The 18,380-nt window shown below is 71.0% G+C and carries 18 protein-coding genes; 7 read left to right on the top strand and 11 right to left on the bottom strand.

The features are described from left to right. Positions 1-25 precede the first annotated feature (25 nt). The 3 genes from BJ961_RS28885 (at position 26) to BJ961_RS28875 (ending at position 2,839) form a co-directional block, all read left to right on the top strand. On the top strand, positions 26-574 hold the full coding sequence (locus BJ961_RS28885) for a nuclear transport factor 2 family protein (RefSeq protein ID WP_271415723.1): 549 nt from the start codon (positions 26-28) through the stop codon (positions 572-574). 49 nt (positions 575-623) lie between these two features. Next, positions 624-1,499, top strand: a complete 876-nt coding sequence (locus BJ961_RS28880; RefSeq protein ID WP_271415722.1) for a hypothetical protein — start codon at positions 624-626, stop codon at positions 1,497-1,499. Positions 1,500-1,591: 92 nt separating this feature from the next. Beyond that, complete coding sequence (locus tag BJ961_RS28875; protein ID WP_271415721.1) at positions 1,592-2,839, top strand: lytic transglycosylase domain-containing protein; 1,248 nt, start codon at positions 1,592-1,594, stop codon at positions 2,837-2,839. 16 nt (positions 2,840-2,855) lie between these two features. Here BJ961_RS28875 and BJ961_RS28870 read toward each other — a convergent pair whose 3' ends face one another. The 8 genes from BJ961_RS28870 to BJ961_RS28835 form a co-directional block, all read right to left on the bottom strand. Continuing rightward, positions 2,856-4,508 (bottom strand): pyridoxal phosphate-dependent aminotransferase, encoded by a 1,653-nt coding sequence (locus BJ961_RS28870; protein WP_271415720.1) that lies wholly within the window; start codon positions 4,506-4,508, stop codon positions 2,856-2,858. A gap of 115 nt (positions 4,509-4,623) precedes the next feature. Then, the gene (locus tag BJ961_RS28865) at positions 4,624-5,772 is read right to left on the bottom strand and encodes an aldose epimerase family protein (RefSeq protein WP_271415719.1); all 1,149 of its coding nucleotides are present in this window, start codon (positions 5,770-5,772) and stop codon (positions 4,624-4,626) included. A 66-nt stretch (positions 5,773-5,838) separates the two neighbouring features. Further along, positions 5,839-7,083, bottom strand: a complete 1,245-nt coding sequence (mmsB, locus tag BJ961_RS28860) for a multiple monosaccharide ABC transporter permease (RefSeq protein WP_271415718.1) — start codon at positions 7,081-7,083, stop codon at positions 5,839-5,841. Further along, positions 7,080-8,630: a multiple monosaccharide ABC transporter ATP-binding protein gene (mmsA, locus tag BJ961_RS28855; protein WP_271415717.1), complete on the bottom strand. Its 1,551-nt coding sequence runs from the start codon at positions 8,628-8,630 to the stop codon at positions 7,080-7,082. The genes mmsB and mmsA overlap by 4 nt, the downstream gene beginning before the upstream one ends. Before the next feature lie 32 nt (positions 8,631-8,662). Continuing rightward, positions 8,663-9,772 carry a multiple monosaccharide ABC transporter substrate-binding protein gene (chvE, locus tag BJ961_RS28850; protein WP_271415716.1) on the bottom strand — a complete coding sequence of 370 codons (1,110 nt, stop codon included), beginning with the start codon at positions 9,770-9,772 and terminating at the stop codon, positions 8,663-8,665. Between the two features lie 95 nt (positions 9,773-9,867). Continuing rightward, the gene (locus tag BJ961_RS28845) at positions 9,868-10,839 is read right to left on the bottom strand and encodes a hypothetical protein (protein WP_271415715.1); all 972 of its coding nucleotides are present in this window, start codon (positions 10,837-10,839) and stop codon (positions 9,868-9,870) included. 153 nt (positions 10,840-10,992) lie between these two features. Next, entirely contained in the window at positions 10,993-12,009 is a 1,017-nt protein-coding gene (locus tag BJ961_RS28840; RefSeq protein ID WP_271415714.1) for a zinc-dependent alcohol dehydrogenase, read from the bottom strand. Beyond that, entirely contained in the window at positions 12,006-13,172 is a 1,167-nt protein-coding gene (locus BJ961_RS28835; RefSeq protein ID WP_271415713.1) for a mandelate racemase/muconate lactonizing enzyme family protein, read from the bottom strand. Before BJ961_RS28835 ends, BJ961_RS28840 begins: the two co-directional genes overlap by 4 nt. A gap of 214 nt (positions 13,173-13,386) precedes the next feature. Between BJ961_RS28835 and BJ961_RS28830 the strand changes: the two genes are divergently transcribed. Further along, positions 13,387-14,130 (top strand): SCO2400 family protein, encoded by a 744-nt coding sequence (locus BJ961_RS28830; protein ID WP_271415712.1) that lies wholly within the window; start codon positions 13,387-13,389, stop codon positions 14,128-14,130. 76 nt (positions 14,131-14,206) lie between these two features. Here BJ961_RS28830 and BJ961_RS28825 read toward each other — a convergent pair whose 3' ends face one another. Then, positions 14,207-15,205 (bottom strand): substrate-binding domain-containing protein, encoded by a 999-nt coding sequence (locus tag BJ961_RS28825; RefSeq protein WP_271415711.1) that lies wholly within the window; start codon positions 15,203-15,205, stop codon positions 14,207-14,209. Positions 15,206-15,314: 109 nt separating this feature from the next. On the opposite strand from BJ961_RS28825, the gene BJ961_RS28820 reads away from it, so the two are divergent. After that, complete coding sequence (locus tag BJ961_RS28820; RefSeq protein ID WP_271415710.1) at positions 15,315-15,971, top strand: TetR/AcrR family transcriptional regulator; 657 nt, start codon at positions 15,315-15,317, stop codon at positions 15,969-15,971. Positions 15,972-16,041: 70 nt separating this feature from the next. On the opposite strand, the gene BJ961_RS28815 is transcribed toward BJ961_RS28820, so the two are convergent. Continuing rightward, positions 16,042-16,458 carry an ATP-binding protein gene (locus BJ961_RS28815; RefSeq protein ID WP_271415709.1) on the bottom strand — a complete coding sequence of 139 codons (417 nt, stop codon included), beginning with the start codon at positions 16,456-16,458 and terminating at the stop codon, positions 16,042-16,044. Positions 16,459-16,612: 154 nt separating this feature from the next. Between BJ961_RS28815 and BJ961_RS28810 the strand changes: the two genes are divergently transcribed. Then, on the top strand, positions 16,613-17,155 hold the full coding sequence (locus BJ961_RS28810; protein ID WP_271415708.1) for a GntR family transcriptional regulator: 543 nt from the start codon (positions 16,613-16,615) through the stop codon (positions 17,153-17,155). Continuing rightward, complete coding sequence (locus BJ961_RS28805) at positions 17,152-17,913, top strand: GntR family transcriptional regulator (protein ID WP_271415707.1); 762 nt, start codon at positions 17,152-17,154, stop codon at positions 17,911-17,913. The genes BJ961_RS28810 and BJ961_RS28805 overlap by 4 nt, the downstream gene beginning before the upstream one ends. Before the next feature lie 3 nt (positions 17,914-17,916). Here the strand turns inward: BJ961_RS28805 and BJ961_RS28800 are convergent, their stop codons facing one another. After that, positions 17,917-18,372, bottom strand: coding sequence for a MarR family winged helix-turn-helix transcriptional regulator (locus BJ961_RS28800; RefSeq protein WP_271415706.1), 456 nt, complete (start codon positions 18,370-18,372; stop codon positions 17,917-17,919). Between the last annotated feature and the right edge of the window lie 8 nt (positions 18,373-18,380).

Below are 18,380 nucleotides of genomic sequence, written 5' to 3'. Positions count from 1 at the left end.
CGTGCGCGGGAGACTGGAGCACCCCATGGAACGCGTGGCCCGCCGCCTCACCGCAGGCCGCCTCCGGCCGCTGCCGGCCCTGGCCCTCGCCCTCACCCTCGTCGCCGGCGGCTTCGCCGCGTGGGCGGGCCAGGACTGGTACCGGGCGGCCCACGACGGGCAGGCCGAGTACGCCGCGCAGCGCGACGCCGCACTGGTCGCCGGGGAGCAGGCCGTGCAGAACCTGAACACGCTCGACCACCGCGACCTCAAACAGGACCTCGACCTCTGGGAGTCCTCGACGACCGGCGACCTGCACGAGCAACTCTCCTCCGGCCGCACGGAGTTCGCCGAGCAGGTGAAGGAGGCGAAGACGGTCAGCACCGCCCGGGTGCTGTCGGGCGCCGTCACCGAACTCGACGACCGCGCCGGCCGCGCCCGGGTGCTGGTCGCCCTGCGCGTCACCGTCAAGGCGGCCGACGGGGCGACGAGCGACAAGGACAGCCGCATGCTCGGCGAACTCACCCGGACCGACGGCCGGTGGAAGCTGAGCGCCCTCGGCCAGGCACCCGTGGGCGGCACATCGGACGGCTGACCCGGTCCCGTACCGCAGAAGCCGGCCGCAGCGAGGAGGACACCGCACCATGTCGACGACCCGACACCACATCAACCGCCAGCGCCGCCGCCAGGCCCGCGAGACGCGACCCGCCGGGACCGCCGGTACCACCGGCACCGCCGCTACGACTGGCGCCACCGGTACCACCGGTACCACCGGTACCACCGGTACCACCGGTACCACCGGGAGTCCGGAGCACGCCGAGCGTACGGCGGTCCGGGCAGGTACGCGCGGCGCCACAGCCGTCCTGGAGCCCGCGGAGGCAGCGGGCCCCGCGGAGGCCGTCGCCTCCGACGCACCCCCGACCGGCGCGGAGACGAAGCCCACCCGGGTCCGGCCCCGCCGCCGCACCCTGGGCCTCGTGCTGCTCTGCGCGCTGACCGTGCTCCTCGGCACCTTCGCGGGCTGGGCGCACGCGAAGGCCGAGGGACTCCGGGACACCCCGGCACGCAGCAACACCGCCCTGACCGACCTGGCCCGCACCAGCGAGGTCAAGGGACAGGCGGCCAAGGCCGTCGACCGGCTCTTCTCCTACGACCACGCCGACCCCGGCGCCCTCGACAAGGCCGCGAAGGAACTGCTGACGGGGAAGGCCGTCGCCCAGCACCGCGAGCTGCTCGCCGACGTCCGCAAGCGGGCCGACGCGCAGAAGGCGGTGATCACCACGACGGTCACCGAGAGCGCGGTCGAACGCATCGACGGCGACCGGGCCCGGGTCCTCGTCTACGCGGACCAGAGCAGCGTCGCCACCGCCGGTGCCGGAGCGACGACCGGCAAGGGCGACAAGGCGGCCGACGGCGCCGCGCGGGACGAGGGCGTGTACGCGGCGGCCATGGTGGCCGTCGACGTCGTGCACCGCGACGGACGCTGGTTCGTCTCCGGCATCGACACCTTCGGCCGCTGAGCACCCCCCGGCACCCTCGGAACCCCCGGCGCCCCCGCCCCGCCCCTCCGCCCCGCCCCGCATCTCCGACGGATCCGACAGGAGTGACGACCATGTCCGTACGCCGTGCCCGCAGGGGACTGCGCACGACCGCCCTCGCCGTCGCGGCCATGGCGGCGCTCACCGCGTCCCAGGCGCCCGGCCTCACCGGGAACGCGCAGGACGCCCTCGCCACAGCCGCCGCCGACGACGACGCGTTCGTACCGGCGGCGGACAGCCCGTACGCCGAACTGGACCCGCCGGGTGACGGCTCCTACCACACCGAGCTACCGCCCCTGAGAACCCCGGACGTCGCATCCGCCGCCCCCGTGCTCCGGCGCGACTACCGCGCCCAGTCGGGCATCCCGGCCACCGTGCTGCGCGCCTACCGCGCCGCCGAGACCGCCGTCGCCCGGACGGACCCCGGCTGCCGGCTGCCCTGGGAACTCCTCGCGGCGATCGGCAAGGTCGAGTCCGGCCAGGCGCGCGGCGGCGCGGTCGACGGCAACGGCACGACCCTGCGCCGCATCACCGGGCCGCCCCTCGACGGCCGGGGCTTCGCCCTGATCCGGGACACGGACGGCGGCGCCCACGACGGCGACACGGTCTACGACAGGGCGGTGGGCCCGATGCAGTTCCTGCCGTCCACCTGGGCCCACTGGGGTGCGGACGGCAACGGCGACGGCCGTGCCGACCCCAACAACATCTTCGACGCGGCGCTGGCGGCCGGGCACTACCTGTGCGCGGGCGACCGCAACCTGGCCCGGGCGGCGGACCTGGACCGCGCGATCCTCAGCTACAACAACTCCGGCAGCTACCTGCGACTGGTCAGGCACTGGCTGGAGTTCTACAGCCGGGGAGTCCACACCGTCCCCGACGGCAAGGGCGTCGTTCCGAAGAGCCCGGGCGCGGGCGGCGACACCCCGGCGACCGAGCCCGTGGACGGCGGCAGCGGCCGGGGCGGCGACGGTGGCGGCGACGAGGGCGGTGGCATCGTCGTCGGCCCGGACCCGAGCACCACGCCGGGCACCCCGGGACCGTCGCCCTCCGTCCCGCCGACCTCGCCGACACCGGACCCGGAGCCCTCCTCCCCGACGGCCCCTCCGACGAGCCAGGGCCCGTCCCAGCCGCCCGGCGAGACTCCCACCGAGAGCCCGACCGGGACGGCGTCACCGTCGCCGGACCCGACCGACCCGAGCCCCTCGCCGACCGCCACGGACGACTGCTCCGACGGCCCGGAGACCACGACCCCCGGCCCCGCGGCGACTGAGACCACCTCCCCGTCCCCCTGCCCGACGCCGTCGACGGCCTCGGTCGGGTAGGGGAGTACGACGGGGTTCAGCCCGCCCGGTCCATCCCGGCCGCGTTCGGCCAGCCCGCGGCCGGGACCGACTCCAGGCCGTTCGTCCCCCTGACCTGGGCGGCCGTGAGGCCGCCGCGGGCCGGGACACCGGGCGGGGTGGGGCCCGCGGGAGGCAGGTACGCGGCGGGCGGCGGATACGCGGCGGCCGGAGCAGGCATCGCCACCGGAGCAGGTTCCGCAAGCGGGGAGGGCACGGGCGGCGGGACCGGTGCCGGCTGGGGGACCGGCACCGGCCCGCTGTACGGCGCCGGGTGGGGGACCGGCGCCGGGCCGACGGCCGCCGCCGCCGGAGCGACGGGCACCGCGGCGGGGAGCGGCATGCCGGTGCCGATGCCGGTGCCGGGGACGGCCGCAGCGGCGGCGAGCCCCGGGGCATCGGCACCGGCGGTCGGTGCGGTGATCGCACGCATGCCGGAGCCGTTGGTCTCGTACATCAGGCGGTCCACCGCCGCCGTGCCCGAGCTGTAGCCGGTCCCTGCGGCGGGCCCGGGCGCGGCGGCTCCCCGCCCGGCCCCGTAGAGCACCTGTTCCAGGCCGGACACCAGGCGGCGTACGTCCGCCTCGGGGCGCACCACGAGACGCAGGAAGCGGCTGGACGAACCGATCTTGTTGCCGCACTCCCGGACCAGAACGCGGTGCTCGGTGAGCATGCGGTCCCGCACCGAGGTGCCCTCCGCGCCCACGGGAAGGCGGACGAAGAGGAAGTTGCCCTGGGACGGGTAGACGGTCAGGCCGGGCAGCGACGCGAGCCGACCGGTCATCTCCAGGCGGTCGCGGCGCACCTGTTGCAGGCTCCGCGCGTACTCGGGACCGTGGTCGCGCAGCATGAACACCACGTGTTCCGCGAGGGAGTTGAGATTCCACTTGGGCAGCATGGAACGCACCCGGCCCGCCAGCGCCGGGTTGGCGACGAGGTAGCCGAAGCGGATGCCGTGCAGCCCGAAGTTCTTGCCGAGGCTGCGCAGGACGACGACGTTGGGGCGCAGCATCGCCTCCTGGACGACGCTGGGGTCCGCCTCGGCGTCGGCGAACTCCAGGAAGGACTCGTCGATCACGACCAGGTCCCGGTCGGCCATCGTGTCCATGAACCGCACGAGCGCCTGCTTGTGCAGATAGCCGCCGTCGGGGTTGTTGGGGTTGCAGACCACCACGGCCCGGGTTCCCCTGGCCCGGACGAACTCGGCGTACCGGGCGAGGTCGAGGGCGAAGCCGCCGGCCTCCTGGAGCGGGAACATGTCGACCCGTTTGCCGGTCTCCACGGGCTGGTCGGTCCAGCGGCCGAAGGTGGGGACGGGGACGGCGAGGGACTCCCGGACCAGCAGGTGGTCGATCCAGGTGATCAGCTCGGTGGAGCCGTTGCCCATCGCCACGCACTGCGGCGGGAGCTGGAGCAGACCGCACAGTTCGGCGGTGATGGTGTCGGCGCTGCTCGGGTAGTACGTGATGATGTCGCGCAGCCGGCCGGCCATCTCCTCGAACATCGCCGGGGTGGGGAAGTACGGGTTGCAGGGGACGCAGAAGTCCACCGGACCGGCGCCCGCCGCCTCGCCGCTCTCCCGCGTCAGCGCCGCCATCGACGGACTGTGTGCCGCGGTGCTGCGGAACAGCGAGGTGACGTTGCCGGACAAGTGGACCTCCGTAGGTGGGCGGCCCGTGCGGGAGCACGGGCCGCCCTTGCATACGGAGCCGGGCGGGGCGCTGTTCAACGCGTGTGAAGGAAGTGTGCCTTCCCCGGCCCGGGTCTCAGGCGTCGAAGGAGTGCACCGTCGACGTCCGGTACGTCTGCCCCGGCCGCAGCACGGTCGACGGGAAGGACGGCTGGTTCGGCGAGTCGGGGAAGTGCTGCGTCTCCAGGCACAGGGCGTCGCCCTGGCGGTAGAGGGAGCCGCCGGTGCCGGTCAGGGTGCCGTCGAGGAAGTTGCCCGAGTAGAACTGCAGGCCCGGCTGGTCGGTGGCGATGCGCAGGGTGCGGCCCGACGCCCGGTCGCGCAGGGTCGCGATGTGCTCGGGCCGGTCGGTGATGCCCTTGTCGAGGACCCAGTTGTGGTCGAAGCCCTTGGCGGTGACCAGCTGCGGGTGGGCGTCCCGGATGTCCCGGCCGACCGGCTTGCCCCGGCGGAAGTCGAAGGGCGTGCCGGACACCTTCGCCAGCTCGCCCGTGGGGATGAGACCCGCGTCGGTGGGTGTGTAGCGGGAGGCGGCGATCGACAGCTCGTGGTCCTCGATCGTGCCGCTGCCCTCGCCGGCCAGGTTCCAGTAGACGTGGCTGGTGAGGTTGACGACGGTGGCCTTGTCGGTGGTGGCCTCGTAGTCGATGCGCCAGTCGCCGCGCCGGGTGAGGGTGTACGTCACCTTCGCCCTGAGCGTGCCCGGGTAGCCCATCTCGCCGTCGACGCTGGTGTAGTGCAGGACCAGTCCGACGTCGGAGCCCGCGGTGAACGGCTCGACGTCCCACACCCGGTAGTCGAAGCCCAGGGCGCCGCCGTGCAGGGAGTTCTCGCCGTCGTTGACGGAGAGCTGGTACTCCTTGCCGTCCAGGGTGAAGCGGCCCTTGGCGATGCGGTTGCCGTACCGGCCGATCAGGGCGCCGAAGTGCGGGCTGCGGGCGACGTAGTCGTCGAGGTTGTCGAAGCCCAGGGAGACGTTCTCGTGGCGGCCCCGGCGGTCGGGGATCTCCAGGGACTGCACGACGCCGCCGTACGACAGCACCTTCATCCGCGTGCCGCCGTTCTCCAGCGACCAGCGGTACACCTTCGTCCCGTCGGCCAGCTTGCCGAAGAGCTCCTTCACCGGCTTCCTGCCTCCCGTGGCGTGTGCGGTGCCGCCGACCGCGGTGGCGGCCACGCCGGCCGCGGCCGCCGACGCGATGACCGTTCGTCTGCTCAGTTCCATGTGCCCGGCTCCTGTACGTCCGTGAAAGGAGCGGGCCCCGCCGTGGGTGGCGGGGCCCGAGGTGCGTTACGAACCGACCTTGCGCTTGTTCCACACGTCGAACCCGACCGCCGCCAGCAGCACCAGTCCCTTGATGACCTGCTGCCAGTCGGTGCCGATGCCGACGAGGTTCATGCCGTTGTTCAGCACGCCCAGGACCAGACCACCGATGATCGCGCCGAGGACCGTGCCGACGCCGCCGCTCATCGACGCGCCGCCGATGAACGAGGCGGCGATGGCCTCCAGTTCGAAGTTGAGGCCCGCCTTGGGCGAGGCCGCGTTGAAGCGGGCGGCGAAGACCAGACCCGCCAGGGCCGCGAGCATGCCCATGTTCAGGAAGACCAGGAAGGTGACCTTCTTGTCCTTCACACCCGACAGCTTGGCCGCGGGCAGGTTGCCGCCGATGGCGTAGATGTGGCGGCCGATGATCGCGTTGCGCATCAGGTAGCCGAAGCCGACCAGGAGCGCGGCCAGGATGAGGAGTACCACCGGAGCACCCTTGTAGCTGGCGAGGAGCAGCGTGAAGATCACTACGACGGCGGTCAGGGCGGTCAGTTTGACCGCGAACAGCTTGGCCGGCAGGACCTCCAGCGAGTACTGCTGCTGGCGCTTGCGGTCGCGGACCTCCTGCCAGACCACGAAGCCGATCAGCACGATCCCGAGCAGCACCGTGAGGTTGTGGTAGTTGGTGTTCGGACCGACCTCGGGCAGGAACCCGTTGGAGATCTTCTGCAGGCTCTCCGGAAAGGGGCCGAGCGTCTGCCCCTTGAGGAACACCTCGGTCAGGCCGCGGAAGACCAGCATGCCGGCGAGTGTGACGATGAACGACGGCATGCCCGCGTAGGCGATCAGGAAGCCTTGCGCCGCGCCCGCGGCCGCGCCTATGGCCAGGCAGAGCACCACAGCCAGTGGCCACGGTATGTCGTGCTGCACCATCAGCACGGCCGCCACACCGCCGGTGAAGGCGGTGACCGAACCGACCGACAGGTCGATGTGCCCGGCGATGATGACGATCATCATGCCGATCGCGAGAATCAGGATGTAACTGTTCTGGAGAACCAGGTTGGAGACGTTGCGAGGCAGCAGCAGGTCGCCCCCGGACCATACGGCGAACAGCGCGACGATCACGCCGAGCGCGATCAGCATGCCGTACTGCCGCATGTTCTGCCGCATGCCGTCCAACAGCAGCCTGAGGAGGCCGTCGGCCTCGCCCGTTCTGCTGCCGCCCGGTGGCGCGGGCGCCGGGTTCTTGGCGGTCACATCGGTGCTCATCGCGTTACCTCTTTGTCCTTCGTCATCTGGCGCATCAGCACGTCTTGTGTGGCCTCGGCCCGGGAGAACTCGCCCGTCAGCCGCCCCGCGGCCATGGTGTAGATGCGATCGCACATGCCGAGCAGTTCGGGGAGCTCGGAGGAGATGAAGAGGACCGCCTTGCCTTCGGCGGCCAGCTTGTCGATGACCGTGTAGATCTCGAACTTGGCACCCACGTCGATACCGCGGGTCGGCTCGTCCAGGAACAGCACGTCCGGTTCCACGAATATCCACTTGCTGAGGACAACCTTCTGCTGGTTGCCGCCGGACAGCTTGCTCACCCGTTCCGCCACATTGGGTGTCTTGATGTTCATGGACTTGCGGAACCGCTCGGCGACCTTGCGTTCCTCGTGCTCGTCGACGATCCCGCGCCGGGCCACGTTGCCCAGTCCGCTCAGCGAGATGTTGCGGCCGATGGTGTCGTCCAGGTTGAGCCCGTAGTGCTTGCGGTCCTCGGTGACGTACGCGATACCGTGCGCGACCGCTTCCGGCACCGTCTTCGTTCGTATCTCACGGCCGTCCTTGAGAACCGTGCCGCCGGCGTATCGACCGTAGGTGCGGCCGAAGACACTCATGGCGAGTTCGGTGCGGCCGGCCCCCATCAGCCCGGCGATGCCGACGATCTCGCCGCGCCGTACGTTGATCGACACTCCGTCGACGACCCTGCGCTGCTGGTCGATCGGATGGTGGACGGTCCAGTCGCGGATCTCGAGCGCCGGTGCCGCGCTGGTCTCCGACCGGTGCGGGGTGCGCTCGGGGAACCGGTGGTCGAGGTCGCGGCCGATCATGCCGCTGATGATCCGGTCCTCGGTGGTCTCCGCGGCCTTCACGTCGAGGGTCTCGATGGTGCGGCCGTCCCGGAGGATGGTCACGGAGTCGGCGACCCTGCGGATCTCGTTGAGCTTGTGGGAGATGATGATCGAGGTCATCCCCTGCGACTGCAACTCCGCGAGTAGTGTCAGGAGTTCGCCGCTGTCCTCGTCGTTCAGCGCGGCCGTCGGCTCGTCGAGAACGAGTAGCTTCACCTTCTTCGACAGCGCCTTCGCGATCTCCACGAGTTGCTGCTTGCCGACGCCGATGTCCGCGACTCGGGTGTGCGGGTGCTCGTGGAGCCCGACCCGGCGCATCAGCTCGGTGGCCTTGCGCAGGGTCTCGTTCCAGCTGATGACGCCGCGCGTCGCCTGCTCGTTGCCGAGGAAGATGTTCTCCGCGATGGACAGGTACGGCACCAGCGCCAGCTCCTGGTGGATGATCACGATGCCGTGCTGTTCGCTCGCCCGGATGTCCTTGAACCGGCAGGTCTCGCCCTCGAAGAGGACGTCACCCTCGTAGCTGCCGTGCGGATGGACTCCGGAGAGCACCTTCATCAGGGTCGACTTGCCGGCGCCGTTCTCCCCGCAGATGGCGTGGACCTCGCCCTGGCGAACGGTCAGCGTGACGTCCGACAGTGCTTTGACACCGGGAAAGGTCTTGACGATCGAGCGCATTTCCAGGACGGGTCCCGCCATGGTCGTGCCTTCCAATCTCTGAGGGAGCCCGGTTACTTGAGGTCGTCCGCGGAGTAGTAGCCGCCGTCGACGAGGACCTTCTCCCAGTTGCTCTTGTCGACGCTCACCGGCTGCAGCAGGTAGGCGGGCACGACCTTGGCGCCGTTGTCATACGACTTGGTGTCGTTGACCTCGGGCTTCTTGTCGTTCAGCACCGCGTCGACCATGTTCGAGGCGACCTTGGCCAGCTCGCGCAGGTCCTTGAAGACGGTCTGGGTCTGCTGGCCCGCCTTGATCGACTTCACCGAGGCGATCTCGGCGTCCTGGCCGGTGACGACGGGCATGGCCTTGCTGCCGGAGCCGTAGCCGTCCGACTTCAGGGCGGACAGGATGCCGATGGAGATGCCGTCGTACGGGGAGAGCACCGCGTCGACCCGGGCGCTGCGGTAGCTGGAGGTGAGCAGGTCGTCCATGCGCTTCTGCGCGGTGCCGCCGTCCCAGCGCAGGGTGGTGACCTGGTTGAGGTCGGTCTGCTTGGACCGCACGACCAGCTGGCCCTGGTCCATGTACGGCTTCAGGACCTTCATCGCGCCGTTGAAGAAGTACCGGGTGTTGTTGTCGTCGTTGGAGCCGGCGAACAGCTCGATGTTGAAGGGGCCCTTCTTGCCCGCCTTCAGGCCGAGCTTGTCGACGATGTAACCGCCCTGCAGCTCGCCGACCTTCTCGTTGTCGAACGAGGCGTAGTAGTCGACGTTCTCCGTGCCGAGGATCAGCCGGTCGTAGGAGATGACCGGGATGTCGGCGTCCTTGGCCTGCTGCATGACGTTGCCCAGGGACTTGTTGTCGATCGCGGCCACGATCAGCGCGTCCACGCCCTGCGTGATCATGTTCTCGATCTGCGAGACCTGCTGGTCCGGGTCGTCCTCGCCGTAGACGAGCTTGGTCTCGAAGCCCTTGGCCTTCAGCTCCTTCTCGACGTTGGCGCCGTCGGTGATCCAGCGCTCGGAGGACTTGGTCGGCATCGCGATGCCGACGGTGGCGCCGTCGCTGCCTCCCTTGTCCTCGTCGCTGCCGCCCTCGCTGTTCTGGCCGCAGGCGGTCAGGGCGAGGGCGAGCGAGGCGGCGGTGGCTGTCGCGGCGAGTGCGGCTCTGCGGTTGCGCATGGTCATCATCCTTGAGGTGAGGGCTGTGTCGGCGACGCAGGTGTGTGGGATTGTGCGCGGTCGTGTCGTCTTTTGAGAAGGGAGTTTCCGGAACGTTATGACGAGATCTCGAACCGGTTGAGCGACCTCGGCAGCCGGGTGCCGAGCGGCGCCATGTCACCGTCCGCCCCGTGCCGGGCGAGCAGATCGAGGGCGAGCCGTCCGCGCCGCACCCGCTCCTTCGCGGTGGCCAGCGTCAGTTCCCGCAGATGGTGGCCGTACGGATAGATCCCGGGCGCCTTGGAGAGGCCGAACTTCAGGTACAGCGGGGCACCGCGCCGGATCAGCTCGGCGACCTCGTACATGCGCACGTAGCCGCCGAGGTCGTCGGGAGCCTCGATGTACATGTCCATCGGCGCGGCCGAAACCCGACGTATTTCGGTCAGGTGATCCGGCGTCAGGTCGCTGGGGACGTTGATGGAGTCGGCGCCGAGCCGCTCGTACACCGCGTACGAGGCCGGGTTGACCGGTCCCACCAGTGCCGAGAGCTTCAGCGTGGTGTCGGCCGGGACGAGGCCGGCGCTGCGGGCCCGGTGCAGCGTCCACAGCACGCCCTCGTCGGCGACGAGCAGGCACTTCACGCCCAACTCGACGGCGCGCACGGCGTCCTCGACGCACCCGGCGACCGCGTCGTGGCCGCGCGCCCGCAGGCCCGCGCCGCCCGAGTCGGTCCGGGTGGAGCCGCCGATGTCCCAGGTGCCGCGGGGGCCGGTGAACAGGCAGAGCTCGATGTCGCGTTCGGCGGTCGCCTCGACCATCTCGGTGATCTCGGCGTCGGTCAGCATCCACACGCCGCTGCCCTGGCTGATCCGGTGGATCGGCACGTCCAGCCGCGAGGACTCCTTGAGCACCACCCCCAGCGCCTCGGGCCCCTCGCAGGAGGGGATCTCGGTGCGCCAGCGGCCACCACCCGGGAAGGAGTGCGGCGAGGCGTCGGCGGGATCGGGGGCGGGCGCGGCCAGGCCGAGAGCGGTGAGCGCCTGCTCACCGGGCCTGCGTGCGGCGGCCGTGGCGGAAGCGTCGGTCACAAGCTGTCCTTAGTGTTCGGTATTTCGGACGAAGTTCGCGGCGTTGGGCAGGAGCGGCTCGGGCTGCGAGCGGCTCCGGACGGCGAGACGTCCCGTCCGGTGGGTGTACGCCGGTACGGAGGCCGTCAGGTCGCCCCCGTACCGGCGTACGGATCAGGGGAGGGCGTCCGGGTGCAGCAGCACCTTGCCGACCGCCGGGTCGCCGGAGCCCACCAGCTCGATGGCCTCCGAGAACCGCGCGAGCGGCAGTTCGTGCGTCACCAGCGGCCGGGGGTCGAGCAGTCCGGCCGCGAAGACCCGCACCGTGTGCGCCCAGGCGTCCGGCGGCGCACCGAAGACGGTGTGCACCTCCAGCTGCCGTACGACCAGGTCGGTCGGGTCGAGGCCGTCGGCGCCCGGTGCCGGGATGCCGGTCAGCACCAGGCGTCCGCCCCGGCGCAGCAGCGCGGCGGCCGTGCGGGCGGCGTCCGCGGACCCGGCGGTCTCGATCACGACGTCGAAGTCGTCCGGGAGCGGCCGGTCCTTGGTGCGGAAGTCACTCGCGCCGAACCGCCGCGACAGCGCCTCCCGGTCCCCCCGCGTCCCGACGACCAGCAACTCGGCCGGGGAGGCGGCGCGCAGGAACTGCACGGCGAACATGCCGAGCGTGCCCGTGCCGACGACGGCGACCCGCTCGCCGGGCCGGGCGTTCGCCTTCAGCGCGGCGGCGGCGACGCACGCCGCGGGCTCCAGCAGGGCGGCCGCGGTGAGGTCGGCGCCGTCGGGCAGGACGTGCAGCAGCCGGGCGGGCAGCGTCAGCGTCGGGGCCATGGCCCCCGGCTGGGTGAACCCGGTCTCCTCGTACCCGGCCGTGCACAGCGTCGTCTCGCCCGCGTGGCAGCGGTCGCACACCTGGCAGTTGCGGAACCCCTCGCCCACGACCTTCCGGCCGGCGAGCGAGTCCGGCACCCCGGCGCCGACCCGCTCCACGGTCCCGGACCACTCGTGCCCGGGGGTGAGCGGGTAACGCACGTACCCCTTAGGCCGGTTGCCCTGGTAGACCTCGCGGTCGCTGCCGCAGATCCCGGCGGCGTGCACCCGCACCAGCGCCTCGCCGGGGCCGGGTTCGCGCGGCTCGTGCGGCACGAGCCGGTGTTCGCCCGGCGCCTCGACGACGACCGCGCCGCTCATGCGCCGGTCCCCTTGGGGGCGCGCTTCTCCCAGCCCTCGGCCCACAGGTCGAACCGGGCCTGCTGCTGCGGGAACTCGGCCGCCGCGTCGGTGTCCAGCTCGACGCCGAGACCGGGCGCGTCGGAGAGGTGGAAGCAGCCGTCCTCCGGGTCCACCTGCGGGGCACCCTTCACGACCTTCTTGATCTCCGCGTCCGCGAAGTCGTTGAAGTGCTCCAGGATCTTGAAGTTCGGGGAGGTGAAGCCGACCTGGAGGCTGGCGGCGGTGAGCACGGGCCCGCCGACGTTGTGCGGGGCGACCAGCGTGTAGTGGGTCTCGGCGGTCGCGGCCAGCTTCCGCGTCTCCCAGATGCCGCCGATGTGGCCGACGTCGGGCTGGATGACGTCCACCGACTGGTCCTCGAACAGCTCGCGGAACTCGATCCGGTCGTGGATGCGCTCACCGGTGGCGACCGGGATGTCGACCTTCTCGGCGACCTTGCGCAGTGCCTTGAGGTTCTCCGGCGGGACCGGCTCCTCCAGCCAGGCCGGCTTGAACGGCGCCAGTTCGCGCGCGAGCCGGACCGCGGTGGAGGGCGAGAACCGGCCGTGCATCTCCAGCATCAGCTCGGCGTCGGGACCGATGGCGTCCCGCACGGCCTCGATCAGCGACACCGCGTAGTTCGTCTGCCGCTGGTCCAGCTCGAAGTGCCCGGTGCCGAACGGGTCGATCTTCAGCGCCCGGTAACCGCGCTCCATGACCCCCTGCGCGGCCTTGTGGTACGCCTCCGGCGTCCGCTCGGTCGTGTACCACCCGTTGGCGTACGCCTTCACCCTGTCGGTGACCTTCCCGCCCAGCAGCTGCCAGACGGGGACACCGAGGGCCTTGCCCTTGATGTCCCAGCACGCCATCTCGACGACGGCGATGCCGGACATCACGATCTCGCCGGCGCGGCCGTAGTCGCCGTACTTCATGCGGCGGAACAGGTCCTCGACAGCGAACGGGTCGGAACCGAGAATGTGGTTGGCCTCGGCCTCCTTCAGATAGCCGACGAGGGCGTCGGTGTGCCCCAGCATCCGGGTCTCGCCGACTCCGGTGATGCCCTCGTCGGTGTGCACCTGGACGTAGGTCAGGTTGCGCCACGGCGTCCCGACCACGTGTGTGCTGATTCCGGTGATGCGCACGGCGGCTGCCCTTCGCTGTGTTCGATATTTCGTCACTCGTTCGAAATGCTGGCGTGACAGTAAGGACGGGGTGCGCGGAGTGTCAATGGGTCGGACACATAACGGTTTCGGCAGTTTCAGGTCGGGGGAGAAAGTGAGGTCGCGTGCTTCCCCACACAACATTCACAGTGACCTCTAGGAACGCGCCCGTCCCGGAACTTAGCCTTCCCGCGTCATGGACTACTGCCTCCCGTGCCGACGGCACCTCAACGGCGCCCTCGCCTGCCCGGGGTGCGGCACGCCCGTCGAAGAACTCCGCTCGCCCCACGCCCCGCTGACGGCGCGTGAGGAACAGCCGTCGATGACCTCCGGGGGAGCGGGCGGCGCGGTCGACGGGGCCCCGGACGACGACCCCGGCGACGACCCTCGCGAGAGCTCGCCCGGCGCCCGCTCCGGCCGCCGTGACCGCAAGGCCGCCGCACACCGCAGGCGCCGCCGCCGGACCCTGCTCGTCACCGCGGGCTTCGTCCTGGCGGCCGGCGGACTGAGCCTCGCCGAACTCGGCATGGACGCCCCGCACCCCCCGCGGAAGCCGGCGGCGGCGGGCGGCGAGACGGCGGACGGGGAGGCGGCCCAGGAGGTGGGGGAGGCGTCGGCGGTCCCGCTCGACGGCACCCCGGGAACGCCCCGGACCCCGGGCACACCGTCGACCGGCGCGTCCGCGTCGACAACGGTGTCGGCGTCGCCGTCGAAGTCCCCGGAGGCCGGGGAGTCGGAAACGGCGACCGGATCCGGTACCCCCGAGCCCTCCCGCTCCCGGCCCACGGACCCCACCGGTTCGCCCACGGCCCCGGATCCGTCGTCCCCGGAGTCCGGCGACGACCCGCCCCCGACGACGACTCCCGCCCCGCCGGACTCCCCGGACCCGGACCCGACGCCGACGGAAACCTGCGACCGCTTCCTGTGGTGGTGCACGTAGGCCGAGTGGCCGCCGCGGCGTCCAGGGCGGCGGTGACGAAGGAAGTCACGGGGCGGCGGCGGTCGTCCCGCTGGGGTCAGGTGCCGAGCAGGCTGGGGACGAAGATGTCCTCGGAGGTCAGCAACCGCTTCGACAGGCCCTGCTCGTAGTGGTAGCGCAGGAAGGTGTCGACGGCCTTGCGGTTGGCGCCGACGCCGTAGGGCCACCAGTCCTCGCCCAGCAGCGCACGGTTCTCGGCGAAGAGCTCGCTGAACCAGGGGGTGATCACGGACATGTGCTGCTTCGCGGCGTTGGCCCGGTACCGGTCCTGCACGATTTCCTTGGCCTGGCTGAACGCGCGGTAGACCGACTCCACCAGGCCGGGCTCCGCGACCAGTTCCCGGCGGATCGCGACGACATGCATCATCGGGAAGATGCCGGTGCGGCGGTAGTAGTCGCGCTCGACGGCCTCGTAGTCGGGGAAGAGCCGGCGGATCTTCTTCGTCGAGCCGTCGAGCAGGCGCCGCGGCACGTCGACGGACAGCAGGGCGTCGATCTCCCCGCCCTCGAGCATGGCTGCCAGGGTCTGCTCGCCCTCGGTGTGACGGACGCGCACACCGTCCGGGACGGGCTGGGGGATCCAGCCGAAGGGCGGGACGGGGTGGTCGGTGCCGCCGATCACCCAGTCCATCCGGTCCGGTGTCACCCCGAAGTCGTCGGCCAGGACACCCTTGTTCCAGACACCCGGGTCGTGGCCGTACAGCGCGAACTCGCCGACGGTCCTGCCCGCCAGGTCCTCCGGCCGCTCGATTCCGCTGTCGGTGTTCACGAACCACGCCGAGTGGCGGAAGTTGCGGTTCGGGAAGATCGGCAGCGCCAGGAACGGCGAGTCGTCCAGGTCGAAGGTGCGCAGGAAGTAGGTCAGCCCGAACTCGGCGATGTCCAGCTCGCCCCCGGCCATGCGGTGGAAGAGGTCGGAGACGAGCGGCGAGGTCTCCAACGTCGTGCTCGCACCCTCGATCGTGACCCGCCCGTCGAAGAGGGGTTCGGTGTGCTCGTAGCGGTAGACACCCACGGAGAGGTTGTGATCGGCCATGACGGGTCACCCCTTCTGTATACGCGAATGACCTTTCACTTTTAGACTGGAACCGTGCCTCGCCCATGTCAAGGCGAATGACCGTTCACGTTTGAAGGAGGGTCCGCCCGTGCCCCGCATCACCCCTGCTCGCCGGGAGGCGAACCGTGCGCAGATCATCGCCGCGGCGCGGCGCTGCTTCGCCCGCGACGGTTATCACCAGACCTCGATGCCCGACATCGCCGCCGAAGCGGGCGTGGCGGTCGGCGCCCCGTACCGCTACTTCACCGGCAAGGACGAACTGATCCTGGAGATCGCCGGGGAGGCGTTCCGGCTGATCTTCGATCCGATCGGGCGCATCGTCGACGCGGCCGAGAGCGTCACCGCTGCCGATCTGGTCGAGGCGGCGACGGCCCCGGTGAGCGGTGACGAGGCGGTCGACGGAGCGGGCAACGCCGTTCCCGTCGACGAGCTCCTGCGCTGCGCGGTCCAGTCGTGGGCCGAACTCCTGCGCAACGAGGGGCTGCGACAGCGCGCCAACGCCGGCTTCGAGCGGGTCCGCGGGCGGGTGGCCGACGCGCTGCGCGCCGGTCGACGGGCGGGCACGGTGCCGGCCGAGCTCGATCCCGACCGCGGATCGCGGGTGGTCATGGCGCTCCTGCACGGGTTCGTACTGCAACGCACGGCGTTCGGGCTCGAAGACACCGTCGGCTTCGCACACGAGGTCCGCCTCGCCCTCGGGGACGCGGGCGTGCTGAAGGAGGACCGACGACCGGACGGCGAGTGAAACGAGGGCGCGGTGCGTTCTTGCTACCGGCCCGTGGAGCGTGGTCGCCGTCGGCGAGCCGATCCGTGCGTCAGTAGGCCTCCCCGGCCCTTTCGCCCGGCGACGCGGTCTTCAGAACCACCCAGACGCTCTTGCCGACAACTTCGGGTGAGATCCCCATGTCGTCGGCAACCTCCCGGACAATGCGTAAACCGCGCCCGGAACACGCCTCCGGGCCGGCCTCCGGGATGTCGACATCGAGCTGTCGGTCGCCGCTGTCCCGCGCGAGGCGGATCACCGAGCCGTCGAGCGTGAGACTCACGCAGTACTCCCTGCCGGGCGGCGCTCCGTGGAGGAGCGCGTTGGTGGCCAACTCCGAGACGCAGAGCGTTACGTCGTCCAGCCGATCGGTGTGACCCCATCCCGTCAAGACCTGACGAACGAAGGCGCGGGCGTCGCGCACCGAGGCGCGCGAGCGTGGGAAACGACGGTGTCGCGACAAGGACACGAGGGGCCACCTCACGGAGTTGGGGTCCAACGAGGGGCAACCTTATCGCTATTCGCGAAAGGCGGCTAGGTGGCAGGATGGTGAAGAACACACGGGCGAAGTCGCCTAACGTTGGCCCCCGATGGGCGTAAGCGTCGGCCGCGAGGAGGGCCTCATGAGTGCGAGTAGTTGGGTCAGCACGTCTCTTCCGTATCTGACGCCGCAGGAGAAGGGTCACGGCGACGCCTGGAGTGCGGAGGCCAAGGCGCAGGGCCGCCGGGGAACCCAGCGCGTCCTGCAGGCCGGCGAGGTGCCCGCGCCCGCCGCGGTGGCGAAACTACTCGGCCTCGCCGAAGGAGAACCGGTCGTCGTACGTCGGCGCCTGATCCTCCTCGACGAGGTGCCGAACGAGCTGACCGACACGTACTACCCACTGGCCGTCGCCCAGGACACCGCCCTGGCGCGCACTGCCAAGATCCGCGGCGGCGCCGTCACATTGCTCGCCGAACTCGGCCACATCGGCGTCCTGGTGCGCGAGGACGTGACGGCCGCGATGCCGGACGAGGGAGAGTGCCGGACCTTGGAGGCCGCCCCCGATGAGCCGGTGTTGCGGCTCACCCGGGTGACGCTCGACCGGGACGACCACCCGATCCAGGTGGATCGTATGGTGATGCCTGCCCTGCGGCAGAGGCTGCGCTACGAGATCGAGATCGGATGACCGTGCCCCAGGTGGAAACGGAAGGCGTCGACCGTCGCTCGCTCCATGAGCGCATCGCCGCCGACCTGCGCGACGACATCATGAGTGGCGAACTGGCGCCAGGCGCGAGCCTCCCCTCCACGGCGCGGCTCAAGGAGCGCTTCGACGCGTCGAACGCCACGGTGCAGAAGGCGTTGCACCTCCTCAAGGAGGAGAGCCTCGTGGTCGGCAGGGCGGGAGCCTCCGTCACCGTCCGCGAGCACCGGCAGCGTACGGTCTCACCGGCCGCGCTCCCGACTGCGGACCGCTGGCTCTCGGAGGCCGCCAAGCACGGCACCCAGGCCCGCAGCGTCCTCCGTGATGTCGCGGAGGTCCGCCCGCCCGCCGACGTGCGTTCCGCCTTCGGCCTCCCCGTGGACGGTACGGCGTTGCTGCGCAGTCAGATTCTCCTGATCGACGACGAGCCTGCCGAACTGGTCGACTGCTACTACCCGCTGGGCATCGCCCGGGACACGGCGCTCATGGAGCGGCGGCGGATCAAAGGCGGCGCGCTCGCGCTGCTGGCGCAACTCGGCCACCCCGGGCACCGCAGCGTGGACCGGGTCTCCGCGCGGATTCCGACGCAGGAGCAGTATCAGGCACTCCACCTCACCAGCAGTACGCCGGTCCTGCGCACCCTCCGGGTCGTCCACGGCGACGGAGACGGCCCGGTCGAGGTCACGGTCATGGTGAAGGCCGGGCACCTCTATGAGTTGCAGTACGAGTTCGACATGCCGTGAGGGTCAGCCCTCCGGCGAGCCCTCCCCGACCATCAACCGCAGCGCGTCCCGCAGGGCCACCCGCTCCTCCTCCGACAGCCCCGCCAGCGGCTCCCGCGCGAACCGCAGCGACTCCCGCAGTCCCCGGGCCACCCGGCGCCCCTCCTCCGTCGCCGCCGCGACCTTCACCCGCCGGTCGCCCGGATCGGAACGCCGCTCGACCAGGCCCCGCGCCTCCAGCCGGTCCACGATCCCCGTGACGTTCGACGGCTCGCACTTCAGCTTGTGGGCCAGCTTCCGCATCGGCAGCGGCTCCAGTGACAGCAGGCTGAGCAGCTTGGCCTGCGCCCCGGTCAGGGCGCGCTCCGCGGCCGCCTCCTCGTAGTCCGCGTGGAAGCGGGCCACGACCTCGCCGATCAGCTCGACGACTTCGAGGGTGAGAGCGTCGGGGCGGCGGGTCGTGTCGCGTGGTGTGGCCATGGAATCCA

It is taken from the genome of Streptomyces lienomycini (genome assembly GCF_027947595.1).
Taxonomy (GTDB): domain Bacteria; phylum Actinomycetota; class Actinomycetes; order Streptomycetales; family Streptomycetaceae; genus Streptomyces; species Streptomyces lienomycini.
This window is presented reverse-complemented; position numbering and strand designations above follow the sequence as displayed.